The following is an 18,061-nucleotide window of genomic DNA, read 5'->3' as shown; positions in this document are numbered from 1 at the left end:
TATGCTGAGTTATAAAATCCGTCAACTTGCCGTTCTCTCCCTCACCTTAACAGTAATTGCCGCAGGCTGCAGCAGTAATAACACCGCAAGCAATGCAGGTAATGCCGCCCCAACTTCTGCCGGAAGCACAGAGCGAGCAGCTGCGGGTACCGCAGTCAAGGCGGACAAGCTGGACATTAAAGTCAGCTTTTATCCGATGTATGAGTTCACCCGAAATATAGTCGGAGATTTAGCCGATGTGGAGACGCTGATTCCAGCCGGAGTTGAGCCGCATGACTGGGAACCAACGGCCCAGGATATGGCTGGAATATCTGCCGCTGATGTGCTTGTATTCAATGGTGCCGGAATGGAGGGCTGGGCGCAGCAGGTGATATCCAGTGCTTCAGGAACTCCGCTTGTAGCTGTCGAAGCCAGTAAAGGGCTGAATCTTATGGCAGGAACAGAAGAGGAAGAAGAGGATCACGCTGGAGCGGAAGATGATCATGCGCATAAAGAAGGCGAACATGCCGATGAAGGAGACGAACATGCCGAGGAAGGCCATGACCATGGCGGTCTTGATCCGCATGTCTGGCTGGCACCGTCTCTTGCGATCAAGGAGGTACAGACGATCGAAGCCGCTTTGTCCGTAGCTTCTCCTGAGAATGCTTCAGCCTTCAAAGCGAATAGTGCTGCCTATATCGCGAAGCTGGAGCAGCTTGACAAGGAGTTCAAGGATAGTCTGAAAGATACAAAACGTAAGGATTTCATTACTCAGCATGCTGCCTTCGGTTATCTGGCGCAGGAGTATGGGCTGACGCAAATCCCTATCGCTGGTCTTTCTCCTGAGCAGGAGCCTTCTGCCAGCCAGATGGCCGGTATTGTGGAGTTCGCTAAGGCTCATGACGTGAAAACCATCTTTTTTGAAACTCTGGTGTCGTCCAGTGTGGCGGATACAGTCGCCCGGGAGATTGGTGCCAAGACTGCGGTGCTGAACCCAATCGAAGGCTTGACCGATGAGGACCGGAGCAGCAATCAGGATTACTTGAGCATTATGCGCAAGAACCTCGAAGCTCTGAAGACGGCATTGAACGAATAGACAGTCAGATACAATATCAATGAAGGGAGGCTGGAGCAGCGTGGCAAAGAAATCGAAGATCGTGAAGGAAATGAAAAGGCAGAAGCTGGTGGCGGAATATGCTGACGAGCGCAGATCGCTGAAGGCAAAGGGGGATTACATGGCCCTGCAAAAGCTGCCGCGCGATTCGTCGCCCACCCGGCAAAAGAACCGTTGTACCGTTTCCGGCAGACCCAGAGGTTACCTAAGCAAGTTCCATGTTTCACGGATCGTTTTCCGTGAGCTTGCGCTCAAAGGGCAAATCCCCGGCATTACCAAATCAAGCTGGTAGACAGGATAGATTGCATAACTTCAATAGGACAGCTGTTTCTCTGCTTTTGTGGAGAAATGGCTGTTTTTGCTATGAATGCAGAGATTCATGGTTCTCGGCATATTCCCTCCCTGGTCTTTGCCTGATGAAGCAAGGTGAATTATGATAATAGACATATGTACCTGAACCTTGAGGGAGACAGGGACATGAGCTGTAACAGACGACAAGGAGGAGAAATACAGCATGCCTAAACGGATTGAAGAAATCACGCTGAATACCTGGCCCGCAGAGCAAAGTGTGCTGCTGGATGGCTGGGTGCTCCGCACATCGGCAGGTTACACCAAACGTGCAAATTCGGTGAATCCCCTATATGGTCCGGATGAACAGCAGGGCGGACTGGATATCAGGGACAAAATAAGCCTCGCCGAGCAGTATTATGCGGAGGCCGGGCTGAACACTGTGTTCAAAATCACTCCGTACACCCAACCCGCAGATCTGGACGGATGCTTGGCTGAGCAGGGCTATGAGATCGTAGAACCCTCGTCCGTAAGGACGCTGGACCTGCAAGATCTGCCCGCTCCACCAGGTAGGTACCAGATCCAGATCCGTGAAGACCTGAATGAAGAGTGGCTGGAGGTTTTCTCAGGAATGGCAGATCTGTCGTCTGTCAGCAGGAATACACTACGCAGAATGCTGTCCGCTTCCATTTTGAAGCAAGGGTATACCCTGTTGCTGAAAGATGGTATTCCAGCAGCTTGCGGACTCGGGGTTATCCAGCATGGGTATATCGGTTTATATGATATATGCACAGCTGCTCCATTCCGCCGGCAGGGGATGGCAGAGGAAATGCTGCTCCGTCTGCTGCACTGGGGCAAAAATCTGGGAGCGGCACACGCCTTTCTTCAGGTGGTGCAGGCCAACGCAGGGGCTTCAGCGTTATATGACAAGCTGGGCTTTCAGGAAATATATTCATATTGGTACAGAGTGAAAAACCGGCGTTAGAAGGGAGGCGGGCAGTAAATGAGTAAAGGAGAAGACCCTATAGATGAGTATTGGAGTACAAGATTTGCCCGTGAGGGCATGATCTGGGGAGATCGGCCCAGTCCGTCGGCTTTACAGGCCAAAGCGAGGTTTCTTGAGGATGGGGTGCAATCCGTTTTGATACCGGGTGCGGGTTATGGGCGGAACACCAAGGTATTCTCCCCGGATATGGACACATATGGGATTGAACTCAGCAGTGCTGCCCTTGAACTTGCCGCAGTGTGGGACAGCAGAACCCTCTTTATTAAAGGATCGGCATTGGAGCCGCAACTGGACATTCAGGTAGATGCAGTCTATTGCTTTGATGTGCTTCATTTATTTCTTGCCGGCGGGCGCCGTCAGTTCATAGCCGCCAGTCTTGCACAGCTCCGGCCTGGAGGCCTTCTTTATTTCACCAGCTTCTCCGATGAAGACCCTAACAACGGCAAGGGGATAATGCTGGAGCCGGGCACATATGAATACAAGGAAGGGAAATACGCCCACTTTTTCAGCGATACGGAATTGCGGGAGCATTTTAGCGCAGTGGACATTGTGGAGACGGGAACCTTTATCGAATTGCTGCCAAGCCCAGGAAGCGGGACACATGAATACATATTGAGGTATATCCTCGCACGAAAAAAATAAGGGATGAGACTGCAGTCATAGAAGGGCGCGGCCCTGTATTTCTTACCGGCCGCGCTGAAAATTATACGAATTTACCCTGAGAGGGAACAGACAGCTCTTTGAATGTTTTACATAAATGGGCGAATTCTGAGGATAGCTCAGGCACGGTCATGGGCAGTCCGTGCCCGGTCATTACGATCTGGGGGTCAAGAAGAGCGAGCTTACGGACGGACTTCTCCGCCTCCACCCAGTCTGTTGTGAAATAGGCCGGGGGTCCGTGCAGTTCCTTGTGCTGGGTAATTACTGCAAATGCCGACTCCTGCTTAACTGTAATTACGGCATCCCCTGCTATAAGTACCCCATCATCAGGCCGGAAAAGAGAAATGTGGCCAGGACTGTGACCGGGTGTATGTACCCAGGTCCAGCCCTCTGCTCCAGGGATCATGCCATCTTGCGGAAGCGGATGAACCGCGTCTCCAAGATTAATCCCCCTATGCGGGTAGAGCGGCGAAACCGTGGCCATGAGGCCTCCACCCACAGCAGGGTCAGCGGGAGGATAATCCAGGGAGCCTGTAAGATAAGGCAACTCTAAGGGATGCGCGTACACAGGGACCCCTTTCCATTCTTCCAGAAGCTCCTTCAGATTGCCCACATGATCAAAATGGCCATGCGTCAGAACAATGGCTGCCGGCGGCTTGCCATACCGCTCCCAGGAAGTCTGCAAAATGCTCCCAGCGAAATTACCAAGTCCGGTGTCCACCAGGATCCAGTCCGATTCAGCCTTACCTATATAGACAACGTTAACAAACAAAGTCCGAAGACCGGCTACCCCTTCCGCTACATCCCAAGAATCGGTAAGACCGGCAGTAAATATCCCGTTCAATTCCACCAGCGCACCTCCTGCGTTTTTCTGAAGTATATTCTGTACGTCTTCTGGTAGTATGGCCTTTATTTTAGATAAGCATCAATAAGTTTCACGATATCGCATCAGGTTGAAACGTCAATAGCCCCGCTTCCGAAGGAAGCAGGGCCTGGTGATAGTATGATAAGCAGTTATGCGCATTTGAAGTATGTAGCCCGCGGCTGGCTTCCAGGTTATCGCGATTCGCAGTCAGCGAATAGAATATGGCGCGGAATATGGAAGAAGCTCTCGGCTTTTTCTTGCAGTGCCAGTGTTGGAAGATGACATTGATGCAGCCACTTGCGGAAGGTTCCGGGATGGACCCCGATCCAAATACTGACGTCTGTAACCGAAAAATCATACACCATGCACAGCCCCGTAAGTATGATATTGCTCTGGGGGGAATGGGCATTGGCTCTTTTCATGAAGCGAGAAGGCGTCGGCTGGCATACAATCGGACTTTGCCGCAGAAGAGCCTCGTTGAACAAGATATGGGACGGATAGCCTAGAATACGGCAGACCTTCTCCAGATTGGTCCTGGAAGGAATACGTCCTTCATATACCCATGCGCTAACACTGCGTGAAGAGACCGCGAGCTCTTCGGCAAGCCGGGACAATTTCATGTCTTTGGCCATTAGAACGGCAAGCAGTACGCGATTGCGGATTTGGCTGCGCTTGGGTCGGCGGAATCTTTTGACCCTTACGCCTTGTCCAAGATATTTGCGGTTGATCAGAGACCAGGCCTGAATTTTATGTGATTCTTGCTGATTCTTAGGCATAATTCCTCCGATATACTGATTTAATAATGTAGTAAATATTCAGGGTTGGCTTTATATGACTTTAACATTTTGGTTATGCTTTCGTCCAGGGTGAAATGGTTGGCAGAACGGCTGTACTTAAGTTTCTTTCAGAAGTGAGGCGGGTATGATATATTTTTAGTAAACCATTTCATAATATTCAAGGCGCAGGGAGCGATATAGATGATTAAGCACATTGTATTCTTCAAATTAAAGGACCGTGCTCCGGAAAAAGTCCAGGAAACCGTAGCCGTACTCCGGAACATGGAAGGCAAAATTCCACAGCTGATCTCCATCGAGGTGGGGGCTGATGTCATTCGCTCTGAGCGTTCTTTTGATATTGCGCTGGTGACAGTAGTCGCTTCGCTTGAGGATTTACAGGCATACCAGGTACATCCTGCACATAAGGAAGTTATTGCGCACATCAATGAAGTCAAAGAAGTCTCATTTGCTGTGGATTACGAAATCTAGGGATTATTGTAGAGTGCGGCGGCATCCGCCATCAAATACCGGAAGGTGTGACGTCTATGCGAGAGCTTGAATACCCGATGGAAGCGTTAACCTATTTAGTTGTATTTCTGGCCGCATGCATAATTATGCTGTTCTGGCTGAAACGCCGCGGCAGGCGGGGGAAATAGTTCGGAATTTTTTCAGCAGCTCTATGCCACATCACCTGATTTGGAGGTTCTACTGTGTACTATGTTAACCGAAAACAGATCGAAACTATACTGGGGCAGATTCCCGATATCAATACCGGACTCCGGGCAGCAGCAGCCTCGTGGGATGGCGGAACGTTCATGGGACTGGTCCAGGAAAGATGTCTGCATCTGGCGATCGAGGTCGTTACCGATGTAGGAAGTTCTTTGATTGACGGATTCATCATGCGTGATGCCGGAAGCTATGAGGATATTATTTCTATTATTCATGAGGAAAAGGTTTTTACCGGTAGCGGTCTATATGATTTGCTGATCGAGCTGGTAGCCCTACGCAAGCCATTGGTGCAGGATTATTATGTATGGGACCGTACGGCGCTTCACCCGCTTGCAACATTGCTGCCGGCTGCGCTGGAGCAATTCGCAGAAGAGGTTCATAGCTATCTGGATCAGGAGCTGGGCGCACAGGCTCAAGTGTAATATTCTAGCTGGCACAGGATGCTGGCGATATAGAGGCGACCACAGGCGTCAGCTGTGAAAGGAAGGGGTCCTTAATAATGAAGAAGGGGCAGGAAAGCGGATCGACAAGGCGCATGATTATGACGCTCCTGAAGATGAAAGGCCCGCTGACGATCAGTGCGCTCGCGGAGGAACTGGGAATAACCGAAATGGGCGTCCGGCGGCATGTCCTGCAGCTGGAGCAGGAATCGCTGGCCAAAACCAAGGTTGTCCGCCAGGCCATGGGCCGTCCGCTGCATGTATATTCGCTGACAGAGCGGGCGGACGACCATTTTCCCAAAAGCTATCACAATCTGGCACTGGAGCTGCTGCGTGAGCTAGATCACGGTAGTGGGCTTGAAGCAGTTAATATGTTGTTTGAAGGCCGCAAAAGACGCATGCTTGCCCAGTATTCCCCCATGATGGAGAATCGTAATCTGGAAGAGCGTGTTGCAGAGCTGTCCTCCATTCAGAATGCTGGCGGTTATATGGCCGAGTGGAGCCGGGAAGAGGACGGATCCTTTGTAATGCAGGAATACAACTGTCCGATCCGCCAGGTGGCTACCCAATACCGCAAGGCATGCCAGTGTGAACAAGGGCTGTTCGAGGAACTGCTCGGCGCGAAGGTTACCCGAACAGAATGTATGGCAGAGGGCGGGCAGAGTTGCCGCTATGCCATAGCACCGCTCAAGAAAGAGAAAACTTCGGAAATCAGCGTATAAACTGTCACAAGACATACTCTCTTTGCTTATGATGTAGCAGAACTAGGCGATAGCCCGGATGGCCGGGCAAAGGCTCAAATAGACCCAAGGGAGAGATGAGACATGAAAAAAGATAACAAAAGCTTGCTGTGGGGCATTCTTGCTGGTACGGTGGTAGGTTCTGTAACGGCTTTGCTGTTCGCCCCTAAGCCTGGCAAGGAGCTGCGCAAGGACATTGCGGACGGAACAGCAGACGCCATCGACAAAGTGCAGGAAATTGCTGGAGCGGCCAGTGAAAAAAGCACGGAGCTGTACAGCAAAGCCAAAGACGCCGCCTTGACTGTAGTTACTGAGGTTAAGGAATGGAGCAAGCAATATACCGGTGCTGATGAAGAGGAAAAGGCTGCAGTAAGCGGAATTGTGGCTGAAGGTGAATCGGCCGAAATTATTTTTGATGAAGCTGGTGAAGAGCTCGATGAGCTGGTAGAACTGGATACGCTGGAAGATGAAGCTGATGCGTTAGCTGCTTTGGAAGATGACACCGAGAATGGCAAAGATGGCAGCGACCTCGCCTAGCCGGGCGGATATCCCTTTTTTAAAGAGGAAATATATATTTCACGCTATCGTTCATACTTATAATTCCCGGTGATGAGCCGCTTTTCGCAATCCGCGGAAGGCGGCTCTTGAACTGTTCCGGAAATTGGAGTATTATCTGCAATTGGGGCTGAAGCCTAGGTACATTTCGTTTTTGCTCTACATAAGCTACACAAAACAAGTAAAAAGGAAGCGGTGTGTTCGTGCAGCAAGCTATCGCAATACTAGATTCAGGTGTAGGGGGACTAACAGTTGTCAAGGAAGTGATGAGACAGCTCCCACGGGAGAAGATCATTTATTTTGGCGACACCGCAAGGGCCCCGTACGGACCCCGTTCGACAGAAGAAGTGAAAATGTTCACTGAACAGATTGTGGACTATTTGATTCAATTTAATCCTAAAATGATTGTCATTGCCTGCAATACTGCAACTGCGGCCGCACTTGATTATATCTCAGCCAAGGTACCCATTCCTGTCATTGGCGTCATTCATCCCGGTGCACGTGCAGCCATAAGCGCAAGTAAAACAGGTACGGTGGGTGTCATCGGTACAGTGGGCACAATCAAGAGTGGTGCCTATACCGCTGCGCTGAAGCAGCTTTCCCCATTCGTTCAGGTCGTCAGCCAGGCCTGCCCGGCGCTTGTCCCCTTTGTGGAGCAAGGCCTGTTCCGCTCAGAGGAGAGTCATATTGCAGTGGCTGAATCGCTTAATGGCATCAAATACGAGCCGATCGATACGCTGATCCTGGGCTGTACCCATTACCCGTTCCTGGTGGAACCGATCAGCAAAGTAATGGGACCAGGGGTGAAGCTGATCAGCTCGGCGGAAGAGACCGCAAGAGAGATTAGTACAATTCTTTACGACAAAGGAAAGCTGGCCAGCGGGGACGAAAGCCCGATCCACCAATTCTTCTGCAGTGGAGATGCGGAGATGTTCCAGCGGATCGCCCGGGATTGGCTCGGTGAGCAGATTAAGCGTACCCCTGTAGTCTGGCAGGTATCATCGTTGTAAGAATTGCAGCAGTGGGTTGATTAAGGACAAACCCCTGATTCAGGGGTAATTGTAGAACTGAGATTTGAGGCCGGGACAGCAATGTTCCGGTTTTTTTGCTGCGTCTGCTGCGTCAAATTCCACATGGTGGACAGCACGTTCTGCATAGAATGGATTAGTGGGTTGTATTCGAATGTCTCCCGTGAATTCCCCGGCTGAAGGCATTGAATGACACCAACTCGAGGGCCGAGGGGATGAGACATATGCAGCAATATATTGCCCGCAGGGGAGATACGGTTAGCCGGATTGCCGCGAGGCATGGACTTACACCGGAGCATGTGATACAAGGAAACCCGTGGGCAGGCAAGCAGCCGTATTTATATCCGGGGCAGGTGTTATTTCTGCCTTCCGCTCCGCGTAAGCGTTATGCTGTGCAGGAAGGTGATGATGCCTTGAGCATTTCTGCCTTATTTGGAGTGGATATCGGGGAACTGGAAAAGCTGAACCCAGGCATTAGTTCGGCCTACGGGTGTGCACCCGGCAAAGTGCTGGTCATTCCTGAGGCAGCGCCTCATACGGCTGTATATCTCCGAGGGGAATACGGACCGGCGGACATGGAAGAGGACCTGGGAAAATTATTGATCAGGTATCCTTTTCTTCAGGTTGAAAGGATTGGCACGAGCATTCTGGGTAAGCCGCTCCAACTGATGCGGATTGGCTGCGGGCCGCGACATTTGCATGTCAATGCGTCCCTGCATGCGAATGAATGGCTTACATCACCTTGTCTCATGTCTTTTGTTGAGCAATATGCGGCGGCCTACGCGGCAGGCAAGGACTGGAATGGTCATAACCCTGAAGCGTGGTACAATAACTGGACATTATGGGCTGTGCCAATGGCCAATCCCGACGGGGTGGAGCTGGTTCAGGAAGGAGCCTGGCCGGGTCATCCCTACTACGATGAGCTGAGAAAATGGAATGGCGGACGGCGCAGCTTCCGCCATTGGAAGGCCAACATCCGCGGTGTGGATCTCGGAGACCAGTTCCCCGCCCATTGGGAGGAGGAGCGGAATCGGCGGGCCGTATCAGGACCGGGCCCACGTGATTACAGCGGAAAGGCTCCGTTAAGTGAACCGGAAGCTGCTGCCTTGGCACAGCTGGCTGAGAAGGTTCCCGGCGATGCGGCCGTATCGCTACATAGCCAGGGGAGCGAGATCTACTGGAATTACCGGGGCTATGAGCCTCCGGAGAGCCGGACACTGGCCACCCTGCTCGCGGCAGCCAGCGGCTACCGGGCGGTAGAATTGCATGGCAGTGATGCCGGATACAAGGATTGGTTCATTCAGCGCTTCCGTCGGCCCGGTTTCACCGTGGAGCTGGGCATAGGCAAAAATCCGCTTCCACTTGCTGATTTTGAGGATATGGCACTGGAGACCGGCCTTGTTTTGGCAACTATTCTTTCAAATTTCAAATAAAATGAAACAATGTCTGTAAATTTGCGTAATATACCAGCAAAGAGTACGGCCGCAGTCATTTCGAGATGCGCTTAGCGGCTGTATTCTTTTTTTGAGAAAGCTGATGTCAGCCAAACATTTAGGAGGAACCTATGAAACTGAAAAAACTGTTGTCACTTAAACAATGGTCCCATATTTTCCGTAACTCCTGGCAGTATGTCATCTCGCCGAATGTGGCTATGTCGGACAAGCTGCTGTTCACCATACCGGTAATATTGTACTGGGTACTACCCGATATCATGCCGTTTCTCCCGATTGACGATATTGGCGTGACGATGCTGCTCATGGGCTGGTTTGTCTCGCGTATGGAACGTAAATATCCGGCTCTTGGCACCGGTAGATGATGTTTAGACAATTTTCCACGCCTCCTCTTGATCTATTTCGCTATTATGGTTGCTTTTGCGGGCTGATTTCCTTAAAATAAATTATTGAGTATTTAAACTATAGATGCCTGGGAGATGGATGAGGATGAACGTCAAAATTACCCGCAATGCGGCTAAAGTGATAAAGAAAACGATGGAACTTGAAGGCAACAGCGAGCTGAAGCTGCGCGTAGCCATTACACATGCCCACGGCGATCATGCCCACTATGGCCTCGACCTGGACACGCCTAAGGAAAATGATGTAGTGGTATCCACGGATAAAGAAATTGATGTAATTCTTGATCCGAACCAGCCGCTGCTGGACGGTGTGAAGATTGATTATTTGTACTTCCCCGAAGAAGGTTTTATCATCACTAATCCGTCTAAAGGAAATCATGGCGATCACTAAGTGTTCGCCCGTATTTTACGGACATAAAGAAGGGTTGCTCCATGGCTAACGATATACGCGTTTGTGACGAATGTAATCATATCAAGATGAAAAGTATCCTCCCCAAGCTGCGCAAAATGGCGCCGGACGCCGAGATCAAGACTGGATGTATCTCCTATTGCGGGCCTTGCGGCAAACGGCCGTTTGTCTATATTAATGGCCGGTATGTCAGTGCCCCTACTGAAGATGAGGTTCTGGCCAAAGCCCAGGCGTTTGTCAAACAGCCAGTTACTAAGGAGTAGGCACTGTGTTATATCATCACCTCCGCTGAGTGAAGCGGAGGTTTTTTGCTTTTATGGGCTACGGGAAACGTGCTTGGGCGTGCTCGGAGGGGCATGATAGAATGTTGAAGATCATCAACATCAGACAGATACATAGGAGGTAATGGAGCCAAAGAAGCATACTAACGCGGTATACGGCAATTAGGAAAAGGTGGGTCGCCCGAATCTGCCAGCGGGATGTAATTGCAGAAAGTGCGATCATTCTATAAATCAAAAAAACGGACATGATCCTTCTCGGGATCTGTCCGTTTCTTGTTGCAGAGCATGCACCATAACCCTATGCATCTTATTGCTGATTGCGCGGTGGGAGTGGACCCAGGTATTGATAATACTGGCATTCAATCCGTCCGTTGTACAGTTTGCGCCGTTTGTCCGCCTTGCGTCCGTAGAATTGTTCGAATTCCTTATAGGGGCTGATGGCGAAAAAGGACCAGGTTGGAAGATACAGCATCATTTCACCAAATTGCCGGGTGAGCTTCTCTACTTCCTTGTCATTGCTGATCCGTTCCCCGTAGGGAGGATTGGTGATGATGCAGCCGTATTCGCCTTCGGGTCTGACCTTAGCGGCAGCGATAGCCTTAAATGTGATCTCTCCGGCGAGTCCGGCACTCTTGGCGTTGGCTTCGGCGATTTCAATCGCTGCGGGATCAATATCTGTCCCGGTCAGCTGCAGCGGATAATCGTCGCGCACTGCGTCGAAGGCTTCCTCGCGGGCTTCTTCCCAGAGGCGCTTCGGGATTTCCGGCCAATGTTCCGACGGGAAGGAGCGCCGCAGGCCTGGCGCAATGTTCCAGGCAATCATCGCCGCTTCAATCAGGAGCGTGCCGGAACCGCAACATGGATCAAAAAGCGGACGGTGGCCGTTCCAGCGGCTGATTTGGATCAGCGCGGCCGCCATGGTTTCCTTCAGCGGTGCTTCCGTCGCCTGGCGCCGGTATCCGCGTTTGTGCAGTGCGGGACCGGTGGTGTCCAGTGTGATCAGTGCGGTATCATTCAGAAGAATCACTTCCACCACATACCTAGGGCCGTTCTCCGGGAACCATTCGGTACGGTAGGATAATTTCAGCTTTTCGACGATGGCTTTCTTGACAATCCCCTGACAGGCAGGTACGCTGGTAAGCTGGGATTTATGCGACCTTCCTTCTACGGGGAATTCTCCGTTTTCGGGAATCCAGTCCTGCCATTCTATCGCCTTGACGCCTTCAAACAGCTCGTCGAAGGTTTTGGCCGGGAACTGGCCCATTTTCACCAGTACACGGTCAGAGGTCCGCAGCCATAGATTGCAGCGGCAGATGTCGATGTAATCCCCACTGAACAATACCCGGCCATTCTCGACCGTGGTCTCATAACCCAGTTCGTTCAATTCACGTGCCACGATAGCTTCCAGACCCATGGGGGCGGTAGCGATCAGTTGTAATTTGCCCAAATTCGCTCAACTCCGTTTGACTTGTAGATGAATACATATAACCTTTACAATAAGGGAAGCGTGCTTCCGGTAGTCTTCCATACAGCTTGCCTATCCAGTATAGGGGAAGGAGGGACGCAGCACAATGCCCGTCCTGCCGTATTTATCCCGATTGATGTTCCAGGAACAGTACTAACCACAAAGGAGAATACCTATGCCCGATCAAGAAGAATACAGTGAATATTTATATACAGAGGACAAGCTGCTGCTTAAGGTGAAGCAGGCCATTAAGGATAGCGGCATGCCTGAAGTATCCATAGCACCCGGTTATGGACGGCTGCTGACGATGCTGGTTGCAATGTCGCGTTCCACCCGCATTTTGGAGATCGGCGCACTCGGCGGGTACAGCGGTATCTGCCTTTGCCGCGGGCTAATCAACGGAGGGCGGCTGACCTCGCTTGAACTGAAGCCCGAATATGCAGAGCTTGCCGGACGGCACCTGGAAGAGGCCGGATACGGTGAAGCTGTAGAGTACAAGCTCGGCCCCGCGCTTGATAGCCTGAAGCTTCTGGAAGCGGAGGGTCGGACCTTTGATTTTTTCTTTATTGATGCCGATAAGGAGAACTATCCGAATTATCTGGAATATGCCATCAAGCTTGCATCGCCTGGGGCGGTGATCGCCGGAGATAATATTTTTCTGCGCGGACGGACATTGAATACAGAGAAGAATGGACCGGCGGTACAGGCCATGCGCCGTTTTAATGAGATGATTGCATCTGATGAACGGCTGACAAGTACCCTGCTCCCTGCCTACGATGGCTTGGCGCTGGCTATGGTTAAATAGTACTGCAAGCGCTGATCTCATCAGCGGAACAATCGCGGCGGGGATCCTTTGTACAGCTTCAGCCGTACCCATACCGTGTTGACGAGCAGGAAGCCGCCGGAGATAAGGAATAATCCTTCAATGCCGATATAGCCGGACAAAAAGCCGCCGATGACAGCTCCAAGCATGTTTCCCAGAGCCAGCATACTGCTGTTGAAACCAAAGGCCCGGCTCTCTTTACCGTCAGGAGTATAGGAGCGGATGAGAGCATTCACGCTAGGCAGCAGGCCGCCCATGAAGACACCCATGAGGAAGCGTACGATAATCAGCTGCCAGACCGTTGTCACAAAGGCCTGCGGAATGATAAACAGCGCTGCGCCGATCAGGGCGTAGGTAAGTATACGGTGTGCGCCAATCTTATCGCTCAGCTTGCCGAGCAATGGCGATGTAAGCATGTTGGACACACCGGTAACCGCGCTGACGACTCCTGCCCAGAAGGCAATGTCCACGGCACTGCCATGCAGTTTCTCAACATAGAGCGGAAGCAGCGTCATCGGTGCAATCATGGCGAACTGGAGGAGGAATGTTACACCGAACAATGCCGGTAGTTGCGGAACCTTAGCCAGCTCTTTGAAGCCTGCAAGTACGGAAATCTGCGGAGCCTGCGCCGCTTCGGCACGGTCGAATTTCTCTTTTACGAGAAATAAGGCTAGCAGGGATGCAGCGAATAAGAGTGCGCCCACGATATAAAAGATCGGGCGGTACCCGATCCAGTCGGCCAGTGCACCGCCGATCAGCGGACCCAGAATGGTCCCGGCGACGGAGCCGGACTGCATCAGCCCCATGGCAAAACCCATGCGGGCTTTTGGGGTATTGCCCGATACAAGTGCGATGGAGGCCGGATTGAATCCGGAGATCGTCCCGTTAAGCAGGCGAAGCAGCAACAGCTGCATAGGCGTCTGGGCAAAGCCCATCAGCACAATGACCAGCGCCATGCCGAAGCTGGAGCGCAGCAGCATGATTTTGCGCCCGTATTTATCGGCCAGCTTACCCCAGAGCGGCTGGAACAGGAACGAGGTCATGAAGTTAGCTGCAAAAATAAGACCGGCCCACACTCCGAGCGCATGGCCCTGAACTCCGAGGTCCTTAGCCAGATATAAGGATAGAAACGGGGTAATCATAGTCATACCGGCATTAACCAGAAATTGACCGAACCAAAGCACGATGAGGTTGATTTTCCAGGTCTCCCAGTTCTTCAAAGTGCTTTCACTTCCTTTCAAAGGATTCAAAGATCACGAGCTCTCAAAAAAAGACATTCAATCATTATATCATAGTTTCAGAGACGGAAGATGCAACACTTGTCATAGTAATGTCATGGGATTGTCATTCCCTCGTTGGTTCGGCTGTTGTTCCGAAGTTTTAAAAAGAGCATAATAAAGGATAAGCGTTAACCCACATTCTATCAACTAATGGAGATCTTATCATGACCTACAATGACACTTTTATCCGCGCCTGCAGGAAGCAAGACACGGAGCACATTCCAGTATGGTACATGCGGCAGGCTGGCCGGTATGATCCCGAATACCGTAAAATTAAAGAGAATTACTCGCTGCTCGAAATTTGTGAGCAGCCGGAGCTGGCAGCAGAGGTTACTATGATGCCTGTTCGCAAGCTGGGCGTGGATGCAGCCATTTTGTACTCCGACATCATGAATCCGGTGGCTTCACTGGGAGTAAAGTTCGACATCGTGAAGAACATCGGCCCTGTTATTGAGAACCCGATTCGAAGTGCAGCCGACGTGGACCGCCTGAAGCCTATTGATGTGGAAGGCGATCTTAGCCACATCCTGAAGACCATTGCTATCTTAGACAAAGAGCTCGAAGTGCCGCTGATTACCTTCGCAGGAGCACCTTTCACGATTGCGAGCTATCTGATCGAAGGAAGACCTTCCAAGAGCTACCACCGTACTAAGGAATTGATGTACAGTCAGCCGCAGGTATGGTTCAAGCTGATGGATAAGCTTGGGGATATGGTGATCACTTATTTACGCGCCCATGTAGCCAGCGGCGGAAAAGCCTTTCAGCTGTTCGACAGCTGGGTAGGTTCACTCGCTCCGCTTGATTTCGAACGCTTTGTGCTACCGACCATCTCCCGTATTTTTGCCGGGCTTTCAGATCTTGATGTGCCGAAGATTTATTTTCCGGGTGTCAGCTCAGGAGAGCTTCTTCCAAGCCTCGCGAATCTTCAGGCCGATGTAATCGGGCTAGACTGGCGCGTCAGCATTACTGAAGGTAGACAGCGCACCGGCGGCGGGTTTGCTGTTCAAGGCAATCTGGACCCTTTTCTGCTGACGGCTCCAATGAATCTGCTCAAAGAACGGGCAAAAGCTATTATGGATGAAGGCATGCTTGAACCAGGTTACATTTTTAATTTGGGACATGGTTTATTTCCCGAGGCGTCTTTGGACACGCTAAAGGAACTGACTGAGTATGTCCATGACTATTCCCGTGAGACTTTGAAGAAAACCGAAACCACCCGTTTATGATTATAACCGGATCACTTATGGTACCCATTATCTGCAGAAAGGGATGGAATATATGACTACCAAAATAGGTGTACTCGTAATGTCTTACGGCACTCCTGAAAGTCTGGAAGGAGTAGAAGCATATTATACACATATCCGCCGTGGCAATGCCCCGTCTCCTGAGCAATTGAAGGAATTGAAGGACCGCTATGAAGCCATCGTCGGCGGGGTTTTTCCGCTTCGGGAAAATACGGACCGTCAAGTGGAAGCGCTGCAAGCCGCGCTGAACAGCAGTTATTCCGGCGAAGAAGTAGAATATGTCTGTTACCAGGGACTCAAGCACGCCCACCCTTTTATAGAGGACGGTGTGGAAGCGATGGTCAAGGACGGCATTACCCAAGCTGTAGGTATTGTCCTCGCCCCTCACTACTCCGTCATGAGTGTCGGCACCTATATCAAACGCGCCAAGGAAAAGGCGGAAGCCAGCGGAATCGAAATGGCATTCGTGGAGAGCTATCATCTTCATCCTGAACTGATTGATGTTCTGAGCCGCAGAGTGTCAGCCAAGCTGGACCTGTTTGAAGAAGCAGGTGCAGCACGCGACGAGGTCCGTGTATTATTCAGCGCCCATAGTCTGCCGGAACGTATTTTGTCCATGGGAGACCCTTACCGGGACCAGCTGCTGGCAACCTCTGAGGCTGTCGCCAAGTTAGCGGGAGTCAGCTCCTGGCAGTTCACCTGGCAAAGCGCTGGCCGTACTGCCGAGCCATGGCTCGGACCGGATATTCTGGTGACAATGCACGAGCTTAGTGAAGCGCAGGTCGAATATGTGCTGGTTGCTCCGGTTGGCTTCGTCTCCGATCACTTGGAGGTGCTGTATGACCTGGATATTGAAGCACAGGCGTTGGCCTCTGAACTGGATATGCGGCTGATGCGTATTGACTCACTCAACAGTGACCCGGCGTATATGTCTGTGCTGAGTGATGTAGTCCGCACCAAGGCCAAAGAGCTGAAGGTGGGGCAATCATGACTGGCACTGCCCGCAAAGTTGTAATTATCGGCGGAGGCCTCAGTGGCCTCAGCGCCGCTTTTTATGTCCGCAAATATTACCGCGAAGCTGGGATTCAGCCGGATATCATTGTGGTAGAGAAGGATGGGAGTCTTGGCGGCAAGATAGAAACGCTGCACCGCGAGGGTTTTGTGATTGAGAAAGGACCGGATTCTTTTCTGGCCCGAAAGACGGTGATGAGCGATCTGGCGAAGGAGCTGGGAATCGGTGATGAGCTGGTAACCACGAACCCGAATGCCAAGAAGACGTACATACTGCAGCGTGGCAAGCTGCATCCCATGCCGGCCGGACTTGTGCTTGGCATTCCCACGGAACTCAAACCGTTTCTAAAAAGCGGCCTCGTCACCTTTGGCGGCAAAATGAGGGCAATGATGGATTTTGTCATTCCGCCACGGCGCAGCTCCGAGGATGAGTCGCTGGGCGAACTGATCGAACGCCGGCTGGGGACAGAAGTTCTGGAAAACATGACCGAGCCGCTTCTTGCCGGAATTTATGCCGGGGATATGCGCAAGATCAGCCTGCAGGCTACGTTTCCGCAATTCGGTGAAGTAGAGCGGCGGTACGGCAGCCTCATTCGCGGGATGATGATGGGACGGAAGCCGGCTGAAACGCATACCGGTACCAAAAAAAGCGCCTTTCTTACCTTCCGCAAAGGGCTCCAGAGTCTGGTCCAAGCCTTGATTCATGAACTGCATGATGTTGAGCAGCGTACGGGAACGGGTGTTACAGCCATCAAGGTAATAAGCGGTACAGAGTCCGCTTTCCCGGCCTCGCAGATTTCAGGAACAGCTCCTTCACCTCGTTATGAGGTAGCATTGGATAATGGGGAGACCTTGACAGCAGATGACGTGTACGTCACTGTCCAGAATTTTGCTGCTGCGGAACTGCTTCGTCCCCATGTGGATGTGTCAGCACTGGACAATGTTAACTATGTATCGGTTGCGAATGTAGTCATGGCTTTTGAGAAAAAGGATATTGTGACTGAATATGACGGTTCTGGTTTTCTGGTTCCGAGGAAGGAAGGACGAAATATTACGGCCTGCACCTGGACATCCACCAAATGGCTGCATACCAGCCCTGATGACCGCGTGCTGCTCCGCTGTTATGTCGGCCGTTCAGGTGATGAGCAGAATGTAGAATTGCCGGATGAGGCTCTGGCTGAACTAGTGCTCAAGGATCTCCGGGAGATTATGGGTATTTCCGCCAAGCCGTTGTTTACGGAAATTACCCGGCTGAAACATTCCATGCCGCAATATCCGGTGGGACATCCATCGAGTATTGCCGGTCTTCGCAGCGAGCTAGAACAGAAGCTGCCTGGAGTATATGCATTTGGTGCCGGGTATGACGGCATTGGCATGCCAGACTGCATCAAGCAGGCTAAGCTGACGGCAGAGAAAGCTTCCTTCAACCTCAAGGATCAACTGGAACAGTCCGTAGTAATGAGTTAACAGTAACGGTGAAGTGCTCCGTAAGGCGCGCTTCACCGTTTTTGCTTGT

Annotated in this window: 21 protein-coding genes; 17 read left to right on the top strand and 4 right to left on the bottom strand. The window is 51.4% G+C overall.

The annotated features are described in order from the left end of the window. Position 1 precedes the first annotated feature (1 nt). The 4 genes from ACAN54_RS10755 (at position 2) to ACAN54_RS10740 (ending at position 3,029) form a co-directional block, all read left to right on the top strand. Complete coding sequence (locus ACAN54_RS10755) at positions 2 to 1,075, top strand: metal ABC transporter substrate-binding protein (protein WP_379153850.1); 1,074 nt, start codon at positions 2 to 4, stop codon at positions 1,073 to 1,075. Between the two features lie 40 nt (positions 1,076 to 1,115). Then, complete coding sequence (gene rpsN, locus ACAN54_RS10750; protein WP_379153848.1) at positions 1,116 to 1,385, top strand: 30S ribosomal protein S14; 270 nt, start codon at positions 1,116 to 1,118, stop codon at positions 1,383 to 1,385. Positions 1,386 to 1,607: 222 nt separating this feature from the next. Continuing rightward, on the top strand, positions 1,608 to 2,366 hold the full coding sequence (locus tag ACAN54_RS10745; RefSeq protein ID WP_379153846.1) for a GNAT family N-acetyltransferase: 759 nt from the start codon (positions 1,608 to 1,610) through the stop codon (positions 2,364 to 2,366). 18 nt (positions 2,367 to 2,384) lie between these two features. Further along, positions 2,385 to 3,029: a class I SAM-dependent methyltransferase gene (locus ACAN54_RS10740; RefSeq protein WP_379153844.1), complete on the top strand. Its 645-nt coding sequence runs from the start codon at positions 2,385 to 2,387 to the stop codon at positions 3,027 to 3,029. A 61-nt stretch (positions 3,030 to 3,090) separates the two neighbouring features. On the opposite strand, the gene ACAN54_RS10735 is transcribed toward ACAN54_RS10740, so the two are convergent. Further along, positions 3,091 to 3,897, bottom strand: a complete 807-nt coding sequence (locus ACAN54_RS10735; RefSeq protein ID WP_379153842.1) for an MBL fold metallo-hydrolase — start codon at positions 3,895 to 3,897, stop codon at positions 3,091 to 3,093. Positions 3,898 to 4,103: 206 nt separating this feature from the next. Continuing rightward, entirely contained in the window at positions 4,104 to 4,688 is a 585-nt protein-coding gene (locus tag ACAN54_RS10730) for a helix-turn-helix domain-containing protein (protein ID WP_379153840.1), read from the bottom strand. A gap of 201 nt (positions 4,689 to 4,889) precedes the next feature. Here ACAN54_RS10730 and ACAN54_RS10725 point away from each other — a divergent pair, with 201 nt between their 5' ends. The 9 genes from ACAN54_RS10725 to ACAN54_RS10685 all read left to right on the top strand — a co-directional run bounded on the left by ACAN54_RS10725 (position 4,890) and on the right by ACAN54_RS10685 (position 10,704). Continuing rightward, positions 4,890 to 5,177 (top strand): Dabb family protein, encoded by a 288-nt coding sequence (locus ACAN54_RS10725; protein ID WP_379153838.1) that lies wholly within the window; start codon positions 4,890 to 4,892, stop codon positions 5,175 to 5,177. A 221-nt stretch (positions 5,178 to 5,398) separates the two neighbouring features. Continuing rightward, entirely contained in the window at positions 5,399 to 5,839 is a 441-nt protein-coding gene (locus tag ACAN54_RS10720; protein ID WP_379153836.1) for a DUF86 domain-containing protein, read from the top strand. A 77-nt stretch (positions 5,840 to 5,916) separates the two neighbouring features. Then, positions 5,917 to 6,579, top strand: coding sequence for a helix-turn-helix transcriptional regulator (locus ACAN54_RS10715; RefSeq protein WP_379153834.1), 663 nt, complete (start codon positions 5,917 to 5,919; stop codon positions 6,577 to 6,579). A gap of 102 nt (positions 6,580 to 6,681) precedes the next feature. Further along, the gene (locus ACAN54_RS10710) at positions 6,682 to 7,134 is read left to right on the top strand and encodes a YtxH domain-containing protein (protein WP_379153832.1); all 453 of its coding nucleotides are present in this window, start codon (positions 6,682 to 6,684) and stop codon (positions 7,132 to 7,134) included. Between the two features lie 221 nt (positions 7,135 to 7,355). Next, positions 7,356 to 8,162 (top strand): glutamate racemase, encoded by an 807-nt coding sequence (gene racE, locus ACAN54_RS10705; protein ID WP_379153830.1) that lies wholly within the window; start codon positions 7,356 to 7,358, stop codon positions 8,160 to 8,162. A 242-nt stretch (positions 8,163 to 8,404) separates the two neighbouring features. After that, positions 8,405 to 9,613 (top strand): M14 family zinc carboxypeptidase, encoded by a 1,209-nt coding sequence (locus tag ACAN54_RS10700; RefSeq protein ID WP_379154217.1) that lies wholly within the window; start codon positions 8,405 to 8,407, stop codon positions 9,611 to 9,613. Between the two features lie 131 nt (positions 9,614 to 9,744). Further along, complete coding sequence (locus ACAN54_RS10695) at positions 9,745 to 9,996, top strand: hypothetical protein (protein WP_379153828.1); 252 nt, start codon at positions 9,745 to 9,747, stop codon at positions 9,994 to 9,996. A 124-nt stretch (positions 9,997 to 10,120) separates the two neighbouring features. Then, positions 10,121 to 10,423 (top strand): HesB/IscA family protein, encoded by a 303-nt coding sequence (locus tag ACAN54_RS10690; RefSeq protein ID WP_379153826.1) that lies wholly within the window; start codon positions 10,121 to 10,123, stop codon positions 10,421 to 10,423. Positions 10,424 to 10,464: 41 nt separating this feature from the next. Continuing rightward, positions 10,465 to 10,704, top strand: coding sequence for a YuzB family protein (locus ACAN54_RS10685; protein WP_379153824.1), 240 nt, complete (start codon positions 10,465 to 10,467; stop codon positions 10,702 to 10,704). 325 nt (positions 10,705 to 11,029) lie between these two features. Here ACAN54_RS10685 and ACAN54_RS10680 read toward each other — a convergent pair whose 3' ends face one another. After that, positions 11,030 to 12,169 carry a THUMP domain-containing class I SAM-dependent RNA methyltransferase gene (locus ACAN54_RS10680; protein WP_379153822.1) on the bottom strand — a complete coding sequence of 380 codons (1,140 nt, stop codon included), beginning with the start codon at positions 12,167 to 12,169 and terminating at the stop codon, positions 11,030 to 11,032. 193 nt (positions 12,170 to 12,362) lie between these two features. On the opposite strand from ACAN54_RS10680, the gene ACAN54_RS10675 reads away from it, so the two are divergent. Beyond that, complete coding sequence (locus ACAN54_RS10675; RefSeq protein WP_379153820.1) at positions 12,363 to 12,992, top strand: O-methyltransferase; 630 nt, start codon at positions 12,363 to 12,365, stop codon at positions 12,990 to 12,992. 20 nt (positions 12,993 to 13,012) lie between these two features. Here ACAN54_RS10675 and ACAN54_RS10670 read toward each other — a convergent pair whose 3' ends face one another. Then, positions 13,013 to 14,230: an MFS transporter gene (locus tag ACAN54_RS10670; protein WP_379153817.1), complete on the bottom strand. Its 1,218-nt coding sequence runs from the start codon at positions 14,228 to 14,230 to the stop codon at positions 13,013 to 13,015. Between the two features lie 224 nt (positions 14,231 to 14,454). Here ACAN54_RS10670 and hemE point away from each other — a divergent pair, with 224 nt between their 5' ends. Genes hemE through hemG form a run of 3 tightly spaced genes read left to right on the top strand, consistent with a single transcriptional unit; the run spans position 14,455 to position 18,012 of the window. Continuing rightward, positions 14,455 to 15,516: a uroporphyrinogen decarboxylase gene (hemE, locus tag ACAN54_RS10665; protein WP_379153815.1), complete on the top strand. Its 1,062-nt coding sequence runs from the start codon at positions 14,455 to 14,457 to the stop codon at positions 15,514 to 15,516. 52 nt (positions 15,517 to 15,568) lie between these two features. Further along, the gene (gene hemH, locus ACAN54_RS10660) at positions 15,569 to 16,525 is read left to right on the top strand and encodes a ferrochelatase (RefSeq protein WP_379153813.1); all 957 of its coding nucleotides are present in this window, start codon (positions 15,569 to 15,571) and stop codon (positions 16,523 to 16,525) included. Then, complete coding sequence (gene hemG, locus ACAN54_RS10655) at positions 16,522 to 18,012, top strand: protoporphyrinogen oxidase (protein ID WP_379153811.1); 1,491 nt, start codon at positions 16,522 to 16,524, stop codon at positions 18,010 to 18,012. The genes hemH and hemG overlap by 4 nt, the downstream gene beginning before the upstream one ends. Positions 18,013 to 18,061 lie beyond the last annotated feature (49 nt).

It is taken from the genome of Paenibacillus diazotrophicus, assembly GCF_042610465.1.
Note: the sequence above shows the minus strand (reverse complement) of the source record. Positions and strands in the feature narration are given on the sequence as shown.